Genomic DNA, 17713 nt, shown 5'->3' on the forward strand with positions numbered 1-17713 from the left:
ACCGCAAGGCGGAGAAGATCGCCGCCGCAAACGCCTACACGCCACTGGCGACGGCGGACGTCGAGCAGACCCTGCGGAGGTTCTTCTCGGATGAGGCGCCGGGATCATGGGCTCGGCGGAGACCGAGCCGATCACGCAGAATGTGGCGACCACGCCCAAGAGGGCGGCGGTGGTTCGACGGATCATGATCGGTATGTCGTGCTGGGGCGTCAGGATGTTTCGTGCGGACGGCTCGCCGACCTCACCCGGCCTGTGCGGCCCGGCTCACACCGCGAGCCAGATCGCCTCGGCCGCAGGGCTTCCCAGGTCGAGGGTGTTGTCGCCGATGCGTACCGCGATGGTGCCCGCGAAATCGCGGCGTTCCACGACCATGATCGGGGTGTCCAGGGCGATGCCGACCGAGTCGAAGTAGCGCAGCATCGCGGGGTCGAAATCGGAGATTCGGGCGACGCGGCCGACCTCGCCGGCCTGGAAATCGCTGAGCTGACGGGCGGGAGGTGTGGGTACCGCGCCGTCCACCGACGGGATGGGGTCGCCGTGCGGGTCGCGGTCGGGGTGGCCGAGTTTGGCGTCGATGCGCTCGATGAGGGTTTCGGAGACCGCGTGTTCGAGGACCTCTGCCTCGTCGTGCACCTCGTCCCAGGCGTAGCCGAGTTCGGAGACCAGGAAGGTCTCCAGTAGTCGATGGCGGCGCACCATGACGATGGCGCCGCGGCGGCCGTCCTCGGTGAGGGTGATCGAACCGTACCGGGCGTGCTCCACCAGGCCCTGGTCGGCAAGCTTGCGCACGGCCTCGGACACCGTGGACGCCGAGACACCCATGCGTTCGGCCAGCAGCTTGGTCGACACCTTCTCCTGTGACCACTCCTGCGCGGTCCAGATGACTTTCAGATAGTCCTGGGCTACCGAGGACAGGACGGGCGCGATACTCGCCACCCCGGTCGGTCCAGCGGTGGATTCGTGCGGCACGGAGAGGTCGGCGAGTTCACGTCGCGTAGCGATATCGCGTTTTCCGGGCACGTTTCGAGCTTATGCAAAGCCGGCCTTGTTTCCCACATCGGTGAAGAGAGTGCGTGTCGAAATGACACGGGTGTGGCCGTGCGCGAAACCGCGTCCCACGCTGGAAGTGAACATCCACACCGCACATGCTGGGCGGGGCCGGACTTGCGTAGGCTGCCGGGTGTGCAGAGATGGCGAAGTCTCGAGGAAATGCCCGCGGATTGGGGCCGGTGTGTGCTCACGATCGGGGTCTTCGACGGCGTGCACCGAGGTCATGCCCAGCTGATCAGCCGGGCGGTGAAGTCCGCGGCTCTGCGCGGGGTCCCCTCGGTGCTGATGACCTTCGATCCGCATCCGATGGAGGTCGTGCGTCCCGGTTCGCACCCCGCGCAGCTGACCACGCTGACCCGGCGCGCGGAACTGGTCGAGGAGCTGGGCATCGACGTGTTCCTGGTAATGCCGTTCACACACGAGTTCATGAAGCTCACCCCCTCGCGCTACGTGCATGACCTGCTGGTGGAGAAGCTGCACGTCAGCGAGGTCGTGGTCGGCGACAACTTCACCTTCGGCAAGAAGGCCGCGGGCACCGTGGCGACGATGCAGCAACTGGGCGCTCGCTGGGGCTTCGAGGTCGACGGCGTGCATCTGGTCGGCGAACACGCGGTCACCTTCTCCTCCACCTATATCCGCGCCTGCGTCGACGCCGGTGACATGGCCGCGGCGGCCGACGCGCTGGGCCGCCCGCACCGGCTCGAGGGCGTCATCGTGCACGGCGACGGTCGCGGGCGCGATCTGGGCTATCCGACCGCGAACGTGGCGCCGCCCATGTACGCGGCGATTCCCGCCGACGGTGTATACGCGGGCTGGTTCACCGTGCTGACCCCGGGAAAGACCATCGGCACCACCGAACCCGGCAAGCGCATGATGGCCGCGATCTCCGTCGGTACCAACCCGACGTTCTCCGGGCGCACCCGCACGGTCGAGGCGTTCGTTCTGGACACCGAGGCCGATCTGTACGGCCAGCACGTGGCGGTGGACTTCGTCGAGCACCTGCGCGGGATGCGCAAGTTCGACTCGATCGAGGAATTGACCGCCGAGATCGGGCGCGACGTGGAACGCACGCGCACGACCCTCGGCGCCTCCGACTAGCCCGATTCGGACCGCCCGGAGCACGCATGTAAGCTGGCTCGTCGGGTTTGCTGCGGTCCGTGGTGGCGCCCGCCCGGGAGTCCCGGATCCTCGAGCGCGGACTGAGATATCAGGAGTGAATACGTGGCTCTGACCACCGAGCAGAAGTCGGCCATACTCAAGGAGTACGGCCTGCACGAGAAGGACACCGGTTCGCCGGAGGCCCAGATCGCGCTGCTGTCCAAGCGGATTTCCGACCTCACCGAGCACCTGAAGGTGCACAAGCACGACCACCACACCCGGCACGGCCTGCTGGCCCTGATCGGTCGGCGTCGTCGCCTGTCGAAGTACCTGCAGGCCAAGGACATCGGGCGTTACCGCTCGCTGATCGAGCGTCTGGGCCTGCGTCGATAAGCAGACACACGAGAGCCGGTTGACATGGCAGCCGACGGGGAGCATTAGAATCTCCTCGTCGGCTAGTCGTGTATGCGGGACCAGGTGGTTCCGCCCGCGGCATAGCCGCACAGCCGTATGCACCCGACCGCGTGGCGTCGGTCTTCGGTAGTGGCCTTTCGGGAGCAGGAATCTGCGCCGCTGGGCTTCGATCGATGACCGCCTCCGCGTCGCCATCTCTTTTTTCATAGGCACCGCCCCAAAGGGGGAACGGTCGGGTGTGCGCTCAGCAGCCAGGAGGGCTGCCGTGCGCCCGTACCCGGGTACGGCAATCCCAGCGCAGACTGGGAACTACATAGCTGGATCGCGCTGGTCAGCGCTGGATCCGGCGAAGACGAGAGGTTGAGACAAGAGTAATGACAGACACAGTGAACAGTTCCGCCGTAGAGGTCGAACCCGGCGTATTCGAATCGGTCGCGCTGATCGACAACGGGTCCTACGGCACCCGCACCGTCCGTTTCGAGACCGGGCGCCTCGCCAAGCAGGCCGCCGGTGCGGTCGTCGCCTACCTGGACGACGAGACCATGCTGCTGTCGGCCACCACGGCCGGTAAGCACCCCAAGGACCAGTTCGACTTCTTCCCGCTCACGGTGGACGTCGAGGAGCGCATGTACGCCGCGGGTCGCATCCCCGGCTCGTTCTTCCGTCGCGAGGGCCGCCCCTCCACCGATGCGATCCTGACCTGCCGCCTGATCGACCGGCCGCTGCGCCCGTCGTTCGTGGACGGCCTGCGCAACGAGATCCAGGTCGTCGTCACGATCATGTCGCTGGATCCCAATGATCTCTACGACGTGGTCGCGATCAACGCGGCCTCGGCGTCGACCCAGATTTCGGGACTGCCGTTCTCGGGTCCGGTCGGCGGCGTGCGCGTCGCGCTGATAGACGGTCAATGGGTTGCCTTCCCGACCAACGAGCAGCTCGAGAACGCCGTCTTCGACATGGTCGTCGCCGGCCGCGTGGTCGACGGTGACGTCGCGATCATGATGGTCGAGGCCGAGGCCACCGACAAGGTCATCGCCCTGGTCGCCGACGGCGCGCAGGCCCCGACGGAAACCGTTGTGGCCGAGGGCCTCGAGGCCGCCAAGCCGTTCATCGCCCGGCTGTGCCGCGCGCAGCAGGACCTGGCGACGCTGGCCGCCAAGCCGACCGAGGAGTTCCCGCTCTTCCCGCCCTACGGCGAGGATGTGTACACCGCCGTCGAGGGCACCGCGAAGCGCGAGCTGAACGAGGCGCTGTCCATCCCGGGCAAGCAGGAGCGCGACGAGAAGACCGACGAGATCAAGCTCGCGGTCCTGTCCAGTCTCTCCGGCGATTTCGAGGGTCGCGAGAAGGAGATCGGCGCGGCGTTCCGCTCGGTTACCAAGAAGCTTGTGCGCCAGCGCATCCTGACCGACGGCTTCCGCATCGACGGCCGCGGCCTGAAGGATATTCGCGCGCTGTCCGCCGAGGTCGCGGTCGTGCCGCGGGCGCACGGCTCGGCGCTGTTCGAGCGTGGCGAGACCCAGATCCTGGGCGTCACCACCCTCGACATGGTGAAGATGGCCCAGCAGGTCGACTCGCTCGGCCCGGAGACCTCCAAGCGTTATATGCACCACTACAACTTCCCGCCGTTCTCCACCGGCGAGACCGGCCGCGTCGGTTCGCCGAAGCGGCGCGAGATCGGCCACGGCGCCCTCGCCGAGCGCGCGCTGATCCCGGTGCTGCCCTCGCAGGAGGAGTTCCCGTACGCCATCCGCCAGGTCTCGGAGGCGTTGAGCTCCAACGGTTCCACCTCGATGGGCTCGGTCTGCGCCTCGACGCTGTCGCTGCTGAACGCCGGTGTGCCGCTGAAGGCTCCGGTCGCGGGCATCGCGATGGGCCTGGTCTCCGATCAGGTCACCAACGAGGCGGGCGCCTCCGAAACCCGTTATGTCGCACTGACCGACATCCTGGGCGCGGAAGATGCCTTCGGCGACATGGACTTCAAGTGCGCAGGCACCCGTGAGTTCGTCACCGCGCTGCAGTTGGACACCAAGCTCGACGGCATCCCGTCCAAGGTCCTCGCGGGTGCGCTCACCCAGGCCCGCGACGCGCGCCTGACCATCCTGGACGTGATGGCCGAGGCCATCGCCTCCCCGGACGAGATGAGCCCGTACGCGCCGCGCGTCACCGCGATCAAGATCCCGGTCGACAAGATCGGCGAGGTGATCGGGCCCAAGGGCAAGGTCATCAACCAGATCACCGAGGACACCGGCGCCAACATCTCCATCGAGGACGACGGCACGGTCTTCGTCGGCGCGACCGACGGCCCGTCGGCGCAGGCCGCGATCGACGCGATCAACGCGATCGCCAACCCGCAGCTGCCGAAGGTCGGCGAGCGCTTCCTGGGCACGGTCGTCAAGACCACCGCCTTCGGCGCGTTCGTCTCGCTGCTGCCGGGTCGCGACGGTCTGGTGCACATCTCGAAGCTGGGCAACGGCAAGCGGGTCGGCAAGGTCGAGGACGTGGTGAACGTCGGCGACAAGCTGCGCGTGGAGATCGCCGACATCGACAACCGGGGCAAGATCTCGTTGGTCCCGGTCGAGGACGAAGACACAGCAGACACATCCGTTTCCTCCGCTTCCGCATCCCCGTCCGACAACACTGCTGCGGTAGAGGCCGGTGCCGAGTAAATATTCTCGTGTGACGAAAAAGAGCTCGAGTTCGGCAACCCCCTTGCTCTCCGGCGAGCGAGGGGGTTCGTCGCTCCTGAAGTCCGCCGTGGATGCGCCGCTGGCCGACAGCGGCGTGCGACGGAGCGTCTTGCCCGGCGGATTGCGGGTCGTCACGGAACATGTGCCGGGGGTGCGATCGGCCTCCATCGGAGTATGGGTGGGCGTCGGATCGCGCGACGAGGGGCCTTCGGTGGCCGGTGCCGCGCATTTCCTGGAACATCTGCTGTTCAAGGCCACGCCGACGCGCTCGGCGCTGGATATCGCGCAGGCGATGGACGCGGTCGGCGGTGAGCTGAACGCGTTCACCGCCAAGGAGCAGACCTGCTACTACGCGCACGTCCTGGACGAGGATCTGCCGCTGGCGGTGGATATGGTGTCCGACGTCGTGCTGAACGGCCTGTGCCGTGCGGAGGACGTCTCGGTCGAGCGCCAGGTGGTGCTCGAGGAGATCTCGATGCGCGACGACGATCCGGAGGATATGGTCGGCGACTCGTTCCTCTCGGCGCTGTTCGGTGATCATCCGGTCGGCCGGCCGGTGATCGGCACCGTCGAGTCGATCGAGGCGATGACCGCCGCGCAGCTGCGCGGATTCCATCTGCGCCGCTACCGTCCGGACCGGATGGTCATCGCGGTCGCGGGCAACATCGACCATGAGCACACGGTCGAACTGGTGTACCGGGCGTTCGCCGATCGCCTGGACCCGACCAGGGATCCCGCGCCGCGGCGCGAGGGCAAGTTCCGCACGCACAGCGCGCCGCAGCTGCAGTGGATCGGCCGCGAGAGCGAGCAGTCGCATCTGGTGTTCGGGGTGCGCGCGTTCGGGCGGCACGAGGGCGAGAAGCGATGGCCACTGTCGGTGCTGAACACGGTGGTGGGCGGCGGGCTGAGTTCGCGGCTGTTCCAGCGCATCCGGGAGGAGCGTGGGCTGGCGTACTCGGTGTACTCGAGCGTCGACACCTTCGCCGACACCGGCGCGTTCTCGGTCTATCTCGGCTGTCAGCCCGAAAACCTCGGGCAGGTGGCGAGTTTGGCGCGGGATGTGCTGGAAGAGGTTGCCGCGGACGGCATCACCGACGCCGAATGCGCCCGGGCCAAGGGCTCACTGCGCGGTGGACTGGTGCTGGGACTGGAGGATTCGGGTTCGCGGATGAACCGGATCGGCCGCAGCGAACTGAGCTACGGCAACCACCGCAGCGTCTCGGAGACCCTGGCCCGCATCGACGCGGTCACCACCGAGGAGGTGTCGGCCGTGGCGCGCAAGCTGCTGTCCCGGCCGTTCGCGGTGTCGGTCGCCGGCCCGTACCGGCGCACGCGGGAACTGCCGATCTCGGTGCGCAGGATGGTGGAGTAACTTCACCGTACTCGGACCAAACCGGTGCCGATCGCAGAACGAAACCCCGTCCGACAGTGTTCGACAAACAGTGTTCGACAACCTGTACGCGAGAGGGCTTCGACTGTGAGAAGAAGGCGATGGAAGCGGATGTCCACGATGCGCTGGGTGCTGGTCGGCGCGCTGGCCGCCGCCGATCTGGCCGGCGCGGCGAGCGTGGCCGTCGCGGCGCCCGATACGGCCCATATCGTCCGGACTCAGGATATGGGCGGCCGCTATCAGACGATCATGGTGTTCTCGCCGGCCATGAACCGGGCGATTCCCGTACAGGTGGTTCCGGCCGCGGACCCCTCGCGGCCGACGGTCTACCTGCTCAACGGCTCGCAGGGTGGGCCGGGGCAGACCGGATGGGACACGCAGACCGACGCGTTCGATTTCCTGCACAGCAAGGACGTCAACGTCGTGACGCCGTTCGGTGGTGGCGGCTCGTACTACACCGATTGGATTCGTGACGACCCGGTCCTGGGCCGCAACAAGTGGCAGACCTTTCTCAACGAGGAGCTGCCGCCGGTCGTGGAGAAGTATCTGAGGGCCAACGGGAATCGCGCTGCCGCCGGGCTGTCCATGAGCGGCACCTCGGTGCTGAACCTGGCCATCGCCAAGCCCGGTTTCTGGAAAAGCGTCGCGTCCTACAGTGGTTGCGCGCAGGCCTCGGACCCCATCGGCCAGGAGGCCATCCGAATCACGGTGGAGAACTGGAGTCATGCGCAGAGTGTCGAGAATATGTGGGGGCCGCTCGACGGACCGCTGTGGCGGGCCAACGATCCGCTGGTGAACGCGGCGCGATTGCGTGGGACTCCCATCTATCTGAGCGCGGGCACCGGCATCCCCGCCGCGCCGCACGACACCCCGTTCGACCGGCGGGCATGGGGTCCCGGTCCGCTGCCGGCGCAGATCTTCGTCGGCGGACCTATCGAGGCGGCCGCCCACTATTGCACGGTGAACTTGACGAACCGGCTGCACGAGTTGAACATCCCCGTGGTGACGGACTTTCCGCCGGTAGGCACTCATTCGTGGGGTTACTGGGAGGATGAGCTGCACCGCTCCTGGCCGTTCCTGGCTCAGACGATCGGCAGCCGACCGTAGATCACGCTGTTCGGTCATCACATCGATCATGAATTTTCGCCGGGCGGTATCGTGCGAAGTTCGCGGACCGGACGGGCGCTGGACGGCCGTCGATGCGGCGTCGGCGGGAACGAGGCGATGGTGATGACCGACAGTCAGCCGCCCGGGCATGCGATCCGCCCGGGCGGGTTCGCCGGCGCACCCGGGGAGTTCGAGGACCTGCCGATCAGCGAGATCGTCCGGGAGTGGGCGCGGCGGATGCCCGGCGATCCCGCGTTCCTGACCGCCGAGCGAACGACGACATGGCGCGAGTACGACCACATGGCCGACGCCGTCGCCGCGGAACTGCGCGAGGGCGCCTCCTCTCGCGTGGCGTTGGTGCTGCCCGATACGGCCGTCGTCCACGCCGCGCTGTGCGGATGCCATCGCGCGGGCCGCGTCGCCGTGGGCATCGCCGTCCGGTCCGGCGTGCGGGAGATCGCGCACATCATGGGGCGTGCCGGGGCTCGGACCCTGATCACCGTGGGCTCGATACGCGGGCGGTCGTGGCGTGAACTCGTCGACGAGTTGCGGGAGCACGGCGTCGAGGCGGCGGATGTCGTTGTGCTCGACGAGGAGTCGGACGTCATCATCCGGCACCGGCTGGGGGCGGCGGATTCCGACGGGACCGGCGGGCATTTCAGCACCGCGGATATCACGATCCTGAACTCGACCTCGGGCACGACCGGGCTGCCGAAGGTGGTGACCCACAGCGAACGACGGTGGATCGAGTTCGCGCGTGAGGCGATGGTGGGCGGGCGGATCGGCCCGGACGACGTCCTGTGCTCGGTCGTGCCCGCCCCGTTCGGGTTCGGCCTGTGGTCGGCGCACTTCCTGCCGGCTCTCCTCGGCATCTCGGTCACCGTGACACCACGGTTCGACGCGGCAGAGACCGCGATGCTGATCGAACGCGAAAAGGTCACCGTACTGTGCTGTGTCAGTACGCAATTCAAGATGCTGCTGCATTCGGAATCGGCGCGCGGACGCGATCTGTCGAGCCTGCGGGTCCTGTACACCGGAGGTGAGCTCGTGCCCTATCGCGACGCCGCGGCGTTCGAACAGCGCACGGGGGCGAAGGTTCTGCAGTTCTACGGATCCAACGAGTCGGGCGCGGTGAGCCGGACCACCGTCGAGGACGACGCGGAGACCCGCCTGCGCACCTGCGGGCACGTCCTGGAGTCGATGCACGTCCGCATCCTCGACGAGTCCGGGGCCGACTGCGCCGGACCGGTCCGGCGTGGGCGGCCCGCGGTGCGCGGGCCGCTCACCTCCGCGGGTTACTGGGACGATCCTGCCGCGAATGCCGAGCTATATACCGAGGATGGCTGGATACTGCTGGGCGACATCGTCGAGGTCGACGAGGCGGGCCGGGTCCGAGTCGTCGGGCGCACAGCGGATTTCATCATCCGGGGCGGCAAGAACATCTCCATCGTGGAGATCGAGGAGCTGGTGCGCGGCCACGCCGCGGTCAGCGACGTCGCGGTCGTCGGCGTGCCCGATCCGATCTTCGGCGAACGCGTCTGTGCGGTGGTGGTTCTCGCCGCGGGCACGCACCTGGACACGAAATCCCTTGCGGGCTGGCTCGAAAGCGAGGGAACCAGCCGGGAATACCTGCCCGAGTATGTCGTTCCGGTCACGCATCTGGAGGTCGGCCCCGGTGGAAAGACCGACCGCCGGGCCGCCCGCGAGAGGGCCGCGCACGCGCTCGGCCTCACCTGAACAGACGCCGGTGGTGCGATCAGCCCTGGGAGAAGTCGAGCTGGGCGGCGGCATTGCCGAGGCTGGTGACCATTCCGGTGCCGATCGGCCCGCTCGAATCGAATAGCGTTGCCGTGCCGACGGATACGCCGTTGGCGGTCAGATGGCTCTCGGCGCGCAGGCCGATGCGATCCCCGACGGGCAGGCGGTCCAGTGCCACGGTGAGATCCGCGTTGATGTAGCCGACGCCCTGCGAACCCCAGTTGGTCACCAGGCTGGTGGCTTCCGCGGCGATGATGGTCTCGACGAACGGGCTGCGCTCCTCGTCCTCCACCACGCCCAGTGGCACCGTCCACAGGCTCTTGCGCCCGGCGTTCTGATGGTCGCCGATGGTGTTCGACCAGTCGTGCTCACTGCGATACCACCAGTCCAGGCCCGCGTCGGCGGGCGGATCCAGCGGGTGGTCCGAATGCCACTCCTGACCGGGCGGCGCATCGGTAGCCCGCAACTGGACCAGGCGGGCCTGCGCGACCTCGATATCGCCCTGGCGGATGCTGGCCGAGGAGATGTGAATCCGCCCGCCCGCGCGAACCACCTCGGTGTGCACCTCGAGTGGCCGCCCCTTCGCCGCCTTGAACAGATCGATCGTGAATCGTGCCGGGATGAAGCCGGGCCGGCCGTGGTCACGATCGAGGGTGCGCGCCGCGGCGGCGCAAATGGCGGGCCCGTTGAGCATGTCCGCTCCCCATCGGCCGAATGCCCACTTCTGCGGCACGTACCGTCCGGCGTCGTCGAGCGTGAACAAAGAGGGCATATCCGTCATGAGCCAATAGTGGCGTACTGCCGACACGAGGTGAAACCGGCCGTCCCGTTCTCAGCCCGCGGAGGTTGTGGGATCGTCATCGGCCGGCCAGCCCGACGGCATCATCATCGGGTAGCGGACGAGCCGGAAGTGGGTGAAGGTCAGGTCGCGGACGTGGGTGAAGTCGGACCAGAGCAAGCGAGCGCCGGGGAGCAGACGCATCGGACGGACGCGGGCACGGACCCGGGCGAGTTCGTCCGGGGTCGCCTCGCGTCGCGGGCCCGCGGTGCCGTAGAGGCGGATGCCGGGCGGTGTGGGGAAGCGGGATCGGAGCAGAGCGCGCAGCCAGAACAGGGATCCGCTGTTCACCGCCATCATGCAGATGCGGGGATCGGCGTCGAGGTTGCGGGCTAACGCGCTGGTGTACTGGTCGAAGTAGTACGCGCCGGGGGTGTCGCGGACGAAAACCGTGCCTACGGGTGTGATGGTCGGCATGCCGTCGGGGTCCACGCAGGACAGTGTCCAGTGGCCGGTCGATCGAGCGCTACGAGTAATCAACTCGCGGAGCTGATTCCAGTGTTCGTCGATAGGAGTCATCGGTTTCGAAGACTACCGCGTCCAGGTGGGATTCCCGGTGGGAACGACCCGGCCGAATGACCTCGGCCGTGGGCAACCGTCAATGGGGGCAGGTCGATTGGAAGGGGTTGCCCGCGAACAGGTCTGCGATCCAGGACGCCCACTGGCTCGCGGCGCCGGTCGGTGCGGAGTGCCCGCCGGGGACGACCAGGTCGTGTACCGGGGTGCCCAGGGCGCACATCTCGGCGATCGCGGCGGTGGACCAGGCGGTGTCCACCAGGACGTCGTTCGCGCCGCGGACGATGTAGGTGGGGTAGGCGGTGGCCTGTTTGGGGAGGTTGTTGTGGGATTCGAAGTCGGAGAAGGGTTTCGCGGCGGCATCGTCGACGAAGTGGACCTCGGCGGGGGTGGCTGCCGTGGCGAGGGCGATCTGGGCGGGGGTCGTGTCGCCGGTGCACTGGGATTCCAGTTGCGGTGCGGCTGCCAGGAGGTCGCCGTGCAGGATCTGGTCGTAGCGATAGGCGGGGTCGGCGTAGCGCACGGCCTCGACCAGGTACGGCGAGATGAGGTATTGGTCCGGGGCGTTGAGCTTTTCGCTGCGGACGGCCTCGACGAAGGGCAGACTCAGCGCGGGGGACAGCAGCAGGACACCCCGGATCTTTACATCGGGGGCATAGGTTTTCGCGGTCTCGGCGGCCGATTCCGCGGCTCGCCCACCCTGGGAGACACCGACGAGGACGGTGTCCGGGGCCAGCGGCAGGCCGGTGTGGTGGGCGGCGCGGACCGAGTCGAGGACGTCGTCACCGGACGAGGCGCTGTCCACGTAAGGGGCCTTGCCCGGACCGTCCAAGCCCTGATAATTGGTCATCACCACGGCTCGGCGCCCGGCCAGTAGCTCGGATACGGCCGGAGCGTTGCCGAACAGGGTGGGGGAATTGGTGGGCGCGCACTTGCCGGCCACACCCGAGGTGCCGTGCGCGAGTGCGATCACCGGCCACCCGCCGGCGGGAGCCGTACCGCCGGGCACGAACACCGCGCCCGACACCTCGATGGGCTGTCCATCCGGTGCGGTCGACCGATAGCGGATGTAGGTGGCCGAGGAGCCGGCCGCCGTGAGACTCGGATCGAGGTTGCTCAGCTGACGCTGCGAGATCAGCGCTCCCGCGCTCTCGGCCTTGTCGGAGGATGTGCCGGACGTGCCGCACCCGGCCAGGATCAGGGCCGCCACAACCGAAAAGACTCTCGCCGCTCGCATACCGGTCTCTCGAATATCGGTTCGGGTCACCGCAACAACCTAGCGGAGCGGACTGGTGCGCCGCGGTTCACGGACATGCCCGCGCGGCCCTCGTACGGCGGGAATCAGTCTCCGTGTGCGCGATTGGCGGCGGAGACGATCGAGTCGAGCAGACCGGGGAGAACCTTGTCGACCTCGATGCGGCGCAGGCGGGCGTAGACCTGGCCGTCGTCGACGATGCGTTCGGTGAGCCCGGCCTCGCGCAGGGTCTTCAGGTGGTGGGTCGCGGTCGACTTGTTGATCGTGTCGTACAGGGTGCCGCAGCGTTGGGCGGTGCCCGCATTGGCCAGCCGGCGCACCATCTCCAGGCGCACGGGATCGTGCAGGGCCGCCAGGACGTCCTGAACCGTGCCGACCGGGTGAAATTCCACCTTCGGCGCCTTGGTATCCGTCATGATCTACCTCACTTCGGGTTCGATGGGAATCAAACCCTCGCTACGGTCGTTCAGTTCGATCGTAATCAAACTTACCTGATCGGGAGATAGCGATGGCAGTGACTACGGCGACAGCCTCGGCGCCCGGCGCCATCACGGCACGCCCCACTCAGCCCTGGGCCTACGCCTTGATCCTGCTGGCCACCGGCGTGGCGCTCGGGGTCTCCGGCGCACCCGCGCCGCTGTACGGCCTCTACCAGAAGCAATGGCACTTCTCGTCGCTGACGACCACGATCGTGTTCGCCGTCTACGCCCTCGCCGCGCTGGTCGCGGTGCTGGTGTCCGGGCGGATCTCGGACGTGGTGGGACGCAAGCCGGTGTTGCTCGGCGCGTTCGTGACCATGATCGCGGGCCTGGTGGTGTTCCTGTTCGCGGACAATGTGGCGATGCTGCTGGTGGCGCGGGCGCTGCACGGGCTCGCGGTCGGCTCCACGGTCGTCGCGGGGGCCGCGGCGCTGCTGGACCTGAAGCCGAAACACGGTGCACGGACCGGACAACTCAGCGGTGTCGCGTTCAATGTCGGTATGGCGGTGGCGATTCTGGGGTCGGCGCTGCTGGCGCAGTACGTGCCGCATCCGCTGCGCACGCCGTACCTGGTGATCACGGTCCTGTGCCTGCTGATCGGCATCGGCGTGCTGGCCATGCGCGAACCGCACACCGCCCGGGTGGCCGGGCCCATCCGGATCGCGAAACCGGCCGTGCCGCAGGAGATCCGGGGCGACTTCTGGTTCTCGGCGCTGGGTGTGATGGCCGCCTGGTCGGTGCTGGGCGTGCTGCTGTCGCTGTATCCGTCGCTGGCCGCGGCCAAAACCGGCGTGCACAACCTGGTGTTCGGCGGTGCGGTCGTGGCGGCCACGGCGACCACCGCCGCGCTCGTGCAGCTGTTCGCCACCCGGATCCCGGCCCGGCGCGCGGCCATCGGCGGCGACATCGGGATGGCCGTGACGCTGCTGCTGACCATTCCGGCGCTGGCGACACACAACTGGGTTCTGGTGCTGGTGGCCGGTGTGCTGCTCGGCGCGACCTTCGGTCTCGGCTTCGGGGGCTCGCTGCGGCATTTGTCCAACGTTGTGCCGCAACATAAGCGGGGCGAGACCATGTCCGCCTACTACCTGCTGGCCTACACGGCTATGGCCCTGCCGACCGTGATCGCGGGGTGGGCGGCGACGCGGTGGGCGCTGAGCACGGTGTTCCCCTGGTTCGTCGTCGTGGTGGCCCTGGCCTGCACGGGCGCCGCGGTGATCGGCCTGCGGGGGAGCCGGACAAGGGCCTGAGCCAGTACGCTGTCGACAGTTGTCGGTCTATCGGATCATGTGACGAGTTAGGCGTTCAGAGCTGTGGTTTGGCGGGGGAGACTTCGAGAGCGTTTCAGAGGCAGAGTTCAGCGTTCCGCACTGCTGCTCTCGGTGATATCCGTGGTGCTCGGCGGGCTGGCCATCGCGGGTGTCAGCTGGTGGGTGCTGTGGATTCTGCTGGGGGCGAAGGCTCAGGCGCCCGATCAGGTGGAACTGACCAGAATCGCGCTGTCGGTGGCCGCCGGGGTGGGCGGCGCGGTCGCGCTGGTCGTCGCGTATCGGCGGCAGCGTGACACCGAGCGCGGCAGGTTCGCCGAACTGTTCGGGGCGGCGGCGAAACAACTCGGCGACGCCGATGTGGCCGTGCGGATCGCCGGTGTGTACGCGATGGCGGGTGTCGCGGATGAATTCGGCGCCCCGGGCCGGCGCCAGCAATGCATCGATGTGCTCTGCGGATATCTGCGGCTGCCGTACGACCCCGCTGCCGGGGCCAATCATCTCGTCTCGCGCACCGAGACGAGCGAGAACGAGGGCGCCAAGCTCGAGGTGCGATACCAGTTGCGGCAGAACGAACGTGAGGTCCGCCGGTCCATCCTCGACGTGATCGTGGCGCATGTTCGCCCGTCGGCCGGGGTGTCCTGGTCGGACCGGAATTTCGACTTCGCCGATGCGGTGCTGGAGGATTCGGACTTCCGGTACGCCGTTTTCGCCGGTGAGCGCACGTATTTCGCCCGCGCGGAATTCATCGGCGACCGGGCGACGACGTTCGAGTACACCCGGTTCACCGGACAGTACGTCTCCTTCCGCAGTTGCGTATTCCGCGGCGAGACGACCTTGTTCCGGAACACCGAGTTCGCGCCGACCGAGCTGGCCCGCTCGGAGTGGCGTGCCATGGACCTGCGATTCGACGGCGCGGTATTCGAATCGCGCGTGGGATTCGAGGGCGCGGTGTTCCGGGGGCCACGGGTGTCGTTCGACGGGGTGTCGTTCCGCGGCGAGCGGACCTCGTTCGCCGACACCAAATTCCTCACCGAGCGCACCGAATTCGACGCCGCGGTATTCGATGGCGAGGCCGTGCGGTTCGACGGCGCGGAATTCGACGGCGCGCAGATATCGTTCGCCAATGCTCAGCTGCACGCCGCGCGAATCGTATTCGACGGCGCGCGATTCGGGACCCGCACGCGCTGGCGGCGCAGTCCCACACAGGGCACCGATTTCTCCGGCGCGGAGTTCCACGGCGCGGTGTCGTTCGACAACGTCGTGTTCGAGGGCCGGGAGACCGATTTCTCCGGTGGCGATTTCTTCGGCGAGATCACCTTCCGGCGGACCCGTTTCGCGGCCGTGGAGACGCACTTCGAACGGCCCAAGGCGTGGGTGGGCGTGCGGGTGGACTGGGATATCGACCCGAACTACAAACCGGCCCAGATCAAACCCGATATCTGGCCGCCGGTTCCGGCGGGGCCGCCCGCGCAACCGGCCGCGTGAAGTAATCCGTCTGCGCGACGCACCGCGTATGGACCCACGTGCGGCCCGCGTGATCGGTAGTCTCGGGGCAATTACCGATGCGGTCGAAAGTAGCCCGAGTACACAGCCTTTAGACCTGCAAGTTGGGCTACTTCCGACCGCATCGGTAACGATCGGCACAGTCGGGAGGCAGGGGATTCGATGCTGGAGCTTGTTCATCTTGTGCGCCGGTTCGGCGACGCCGTGGCCGTGGACGATGTGTCGTTCGAGGTCCGCGCCGGGGCGATGACCGGATTCGTCGGCGGTAACGGCGCGGGTAAGACCACGACCATGCGGATGATCATGGGAGTGCTTGCCCTGCACGGCGGTGAGGTGCGCTGGGACGGCCGGCCGGTGACCGCCGTGGATCGGCGCGCCTTCGGCTATATGCCGGAGGAGCGCGGCCTATATCCGAAACAGCCTGTGCTGGACCAGTTGGTCTATCTGGCGCGGCTGCGCGGCGTGCCGGCCGCCGCGGCCCGGCGGCGGGCCGGGGAGCTGCTGGATCGATTCGAACTCGGCGCCCGCGCCAAGGACAGGCTGGAGTCGCTGTCGCTGGGCAATCAGCAGCGCGTGCAGATCGCCGCGGCGGTGATCGCCGAGCCGGTGGCGCTGATCCTGGACGAGCCGTTCTCCGGGTTGGATCCGGCCGCGGTCGACGCCATGGCCGAGCTGCTGCGGGAATTCACCACACAGGGCGTGCCGGTGCTGTTCTCCTCCCATCAGCTCGATCTGGTCGAGCGGCTATGTGATCGGCTGGTGATCCTCGCGCGCGGGAAGGTCGTCGCGCAGGGGTCGGTGGCCGAGCTGCGGGCGTCCGGGAAACTGCGGTACCGGCTCGTGGTGGACGGGGATGCCGGGCATACGGACTGGCTCGACCGATTTCCCGGGGTCGATGTCGTATCGGCCAACGGGTCGGGCGTCCTGCTGGAGCTGTCCGGCGCCAGTACCGACGAGTTGCTCACCGAGGCGTTGCGGCGCGGGTCGGTGCGCGAGTTCGCCGAGGTGCGGCCGTCGGTGTCCGAGATCTATCGGGAGGTGACCGCGTGAGTACAGCCGAGCGCACAGAAACGCGCGTGGCCGAGCACCAGCAAGGGGGAGTTGTGAACGAAACACCCAGGGGGACCACCGAATCCGCGACTCGCGGCGCGTGGCGCATCGTGATGCAGCGCGAGATCCTGGTGAAGCTGCGCGATCGCGGCTTCCTGATCTCCACGGTGCTGATGGTGGCGGCGATCGCGATCTCGTTCACGGTCAGCGGGTTCATCACCAATCGCACCACGACCGTCACGGTCGCGGCCACCGGCCCCGGGGCCGCACAGGTGGTCCAGGCGGCCGGAAGCCTGGCCGAGGCCGCGCACAAGAAGGTCGCGTTCACCGCGCAGACGGTCGCCGACCAGGCCGCCGTGGAGCAGCGAGTCCGCGCCGGATCGTCCGATGTCGGTCTGCTGCCGACCGCGTCGGGAGGGTGGCGGCTGGTCGGCAAGACCACCAAGGATGACAACGCCGAAATCTACTTCACCGCCGCGGTCACCCAACTCACCATGCAGCGCAACGCCATTGCCGCCGGAACCTCCATCGCCGCACTGTCCCGGGGCAGCGCGGTGAGCTATTCGCTGCTCGAATCCAGTCCGCTCGATCCGTCCCTGGCCAAGTTCGTCGGCCTGATCTTCGCCATCCTGTTCTACATTTCGGCGATGCTGTTCGGCATGTCCATCGCGCAGAGCGTGGTCGAGGAGAAGCAGAACCGCATCGTGGAGATCCTGGCCAGTGCGATTCCTTTGCGGCAGTTGCTGATCGGGAAGGTGGTGGGCAATACGATCATGGCCCTGGCGCAGGTGGTGGTGCTGGCCGCGGTCGGGCTGATCGGGCTGACCGCGCTCGGCCACAGCTCCGAGGTGGGTCAGATCGCCGGGGCCGCAGGGTGGTTCATCGTCTTCTTCGTCGTCGGCTTCCTGGCGCTGGCGGGTCTGTACGCCGTCGCGGGTGCGCTGGCGACTCGATCGGAGGATCTGCAGTCCACCGCGACGCCGATGATCATGGTGGTGCTGCTCATCCTGTTCCTGGGCATCTTCCTGACGGGTACGGCCCGCGTCGTCGCGTCCTATGTGCCCTTCGCGTCGATCGTGACCATGCCCGGCAGGGTCGCCGACGGCAGCGCCGCATGGTGGGAGCCCGTGCCCTCGCTGCTTGTCATGGCCGCGACGACCTGCGGCATCGTGCTGGTGGCGGAGAAGGTCTACCGGCGCTCGCTCATGCAGACGGGTAAGCGCCTGACCATCCGGCAGGCGCTGCGGGTGGAGGATTGAAACCCATTCGCGCTGGTTGATGTGATCCAAGTAAC

Annotated in this window: 15 protein-coding genes; 10 read left to right on the top strand and 5 right to left on the bottom strand. The window is 67.7% G+C overall.

What is annotated here, in order from left to right:
* Positions 1–264: 264 nt before the first annotated feature.
* The gene (locus tag JZ791_RS32640) at positions 265–936 is read right to left on the bottom strand and encodes a metal-dependent transcriptional regulator (protein WP_308163217.1); all 672 of its coding nucleotides are present in this window, start codon (positions 934–936) and stop codon (positions 265–267) included.
* Between the two features lie 246 nt (positions 937–1182).
* Here JZ791_RS32640 and JZ791_RS32645 point away from each other — a divergent pair, with 246 nt between their 5' ends.
* From JZ791_RS32645 to JZ791_RS32670, 6 genes are all read left to right on the top strand, one after another.
* Positions 1183–2148 carry a bifunctional riboflavin kinase/FAD synthetase gene (locus JZ791_RS32645; RefSeq protein ID WP_216899786.1) on the top strand — a complete coding sequence of 322 codons (966 nt, stop codon included), beginning with the start codon at positions 1183–1185 and terminating at the stop codon, positions 2146–2148.
* Between the two features lie 123 nt (positions 2149–2271).
* Positions 2272–2541, top strand: coding sequence for a 30S ribosomal protein S15 (rpsO, locus tag JZ791_RS32650; protein WP_216899787.1), 270 nt, complete (start codon positions 2272–2274; stop codon positions 2539–2541).
* Between the two features lie 395 nt (positions 2542–2936).
* Entirely contained in the window at positions 2937–5231 is a 2295-nt protein-coding gene (locus JZ791_RS32655) for a polyribonucleotide nucleotidyltransferase (RefSeq protein WP_216899788.1), read from the top strand.
* Between the two features lie 76 nt (positions 5232–5307).
* Positions 5308–6624: a M16 family metallopeptidase gene (locus JZ791_RS32660; protein WP_254206729.1), complete on the top strand. Its 1317-nt coding sequence runs from the start codon at positions 5308–5310 to the stop codon at positions 6622–6624.
* A 138-nt stretch (positions 6625–6762) separates the two neighbouring features.
* A complete protein-coding gene (locus JZ791_RS32665; protein WP_216899811.1) occupies positions 6763–7749 on the top strand; it encodes an alpha/beta hydrolase in 987 nt (328 codons plus the stop codon).
* A 123-nt stretch (positions 7750–7872) separates the two neighbouring features.
* The gene (locus tag JZ791_RS32670) at positions 7873–9486 is read left to right on the top strand and encodes a class I adenylate-forming enzyme family protein (RefSeq protein ID WP_216899790.1); all 1614 of its coding nucleotides are present in this window, start codon (positions 7873–7875) and stop codon (positions 9484–9486) included.
* 19 nt (positions 9487–9505) lie between these two features.
* On the opposite strand, the gene JZ791_RS32675 is transcribed toward JZ791_RS32670, so the two are convergent.
* The 4 genes from JZ791_RS32675 to JZ791_RS32690 all read right to left on the bottom strand — a co-directional run bounded on the left by JZ791_RS32675 (position 9506) and on the right by JZ791_RS32690 (position 12532).
* Positions 9506–10288 (bottom strand): acyl-CoA thioesterase domain-containing protein, encoded by a 783-nt coding sequence (locus JZ791_RS32675; protein ID WP_216899791.1) that lies wholly within the window; start codon positions 10286–10288, stop codon positions 9506–9508.
* Between the two features lie 51 nt (positions 10289–10339).
* Positions 10340–10864, bottom strand: coding sequence for a pyridoxamine 5'-phosphate oxidase family protein (locus JZ791_RS32680; protein WP_216899792.1), 525 nt, complete (start codon positions 10862–10864; stop codon positions 10340–10342).
* A gap of 79 nt (positions 10865–10943) precedes the next feature.
* Positions 10944–12128 carry a lipase family protein gene (locus JZ791_RS32685; RefSeq protein WP_308163211.1) on the bottom strand — a complete coding sequence of 395 codons (1185 nt, stop codon included), beginning with the start codon at positions 12126–12128 and terminating at the stop codon, positions 10944–10946.
* A gap of 74 nt (positions 12129–12202) precedes the next feature.
* Entirely contained in the window at positions 12203–12532 is a 330-nt protein-coding gene (locus JZ791_RS32690) for an ArsR/SmtB family transcription factor (protein ID WP_216899793.1), read from the bottom strand.
* A gap of 92 nt (positions 12533–12624) precedes the next feature.
* On the opposite strand from JZ791_RS32690, the gene JZ791_RS32695 reads away from it, so the two are divergent.
* From JZ791_RS32695 to JZ791_RS32710, 4 genes are all read left to right on the top strand, one after another.
* Positions 12625–13845: an MFS transporter gene (locus tag JZ791_RS32695; protein WP_216899794.1), complete on the top strand. Its 1221-nt coding sequence runs from the start codon at positions 12625–12627 to the stop codon at positions 13843–13845.
* A 132-nt stretch (positions 13846–13977) separates the two neighbouring features.
* Positions 13978–15351 carry a pentapeptide repeat-containing protein gene (locus JZ791_RS32700; protein WP_308163212.1) on the top strand — a complete coding sequence of 458 codons (1374 nt, stop codon included), beginning with the start codon at positions 13978–13980 and terminating at the stop codon, positions 15349–15351.
* 180 nt (positions 15352–15531) lie between these two features.
* Entirely contained in the window at positions 15532–16419 is an 888-nt protein-coding gene (locus JZ791_RS32705) for an ABC transporter ATP-binding protein (RefSeq protein ID WP_216899796.1), read from the top strand.
* A complete protein-coding gene (locus JZ791_RS32710; protein WP_308163213.1) occupies positions 16416–17678 on the top strand; it encodes an ABC transporter permease in 1263 nt (420 codons plus the stop codon). Before JZ791_RS32705 ends, JZ791_RS32710 begins: the two co-directional genes overlap by 4 nt.
* Positions 17679–17713 lie beyond the last annotated feature (35 nt).

This window comes from Nocardia alni, from assembly GCF_019038435.1.
Taxonomy (GTDB): Bacteria; Actinomycetota; Actinomycetes; order Mycobacteriales; family Mycobacteriaceae; genus Nocardia; species Nocardia alni.

Excerpts from the sequence above, each read along its gene's own strand:
- JZ791_RS32655 (WP_216899788.1), top strand. The coding sequence starts at position 2,937 with ATGACAGACACAGTGAACAGTTCCGCCGTAGAGGTCGAACCCGGCGTA.
- JZ791_RS32665 (WP_216899811.1), top strand. The coding sequence starts at position 6,763 with ATGCGCTGGGTGCTGGTCGGCGCGCTGGCCGCCGCCGATCTGGCCGGC.
- JZ791_RS32670 (WP_216899790.1), top strand. The coding sequence starts at position 7,873 with ATGACCGACAGTCAGCCGCCCGGGCATGCGATCCGCCCGGGCGGGTTC.
- JZ791_RS32675 (WP_216899791.1), bottom strand. The coding sequence starts at position 10,288 with ATGACGGATATGCCCTCTTTGTTCACGCTCGACGACGCCGGACGGTAC.
- JZ791_RS32680 (WP_216899792.1), bottom strand. The coding sequence starts at position 10,864 with ATGACTCCTATCGACGAACACTGGAATCAGCTCCGCGAGTTGATTACT.
- JZ791_RS32690 (WP_216899793.1), bottom strand. The coding sequence starts at position 12,532 with ATGACGGATACCAAGGCGCCGAAGGTGGAATTTCACCCGGTCGGCACG.
- JZ791_RS32695 (WP_216899794.1), top strand. The coding sequence starts at position 12,625 with ATGGCAGTGACTACGGCGACAGCCTCGGCGCCCGGCGCCATCACGGCA.
- JZ791_RS32705 (WP_216899796.1), top strand. The coding sequence starts at position 15,532 with ATGCTGGAGCTTGTTCATCTTGTGCGCCGGTTCGGCGACGCCGTGGCC.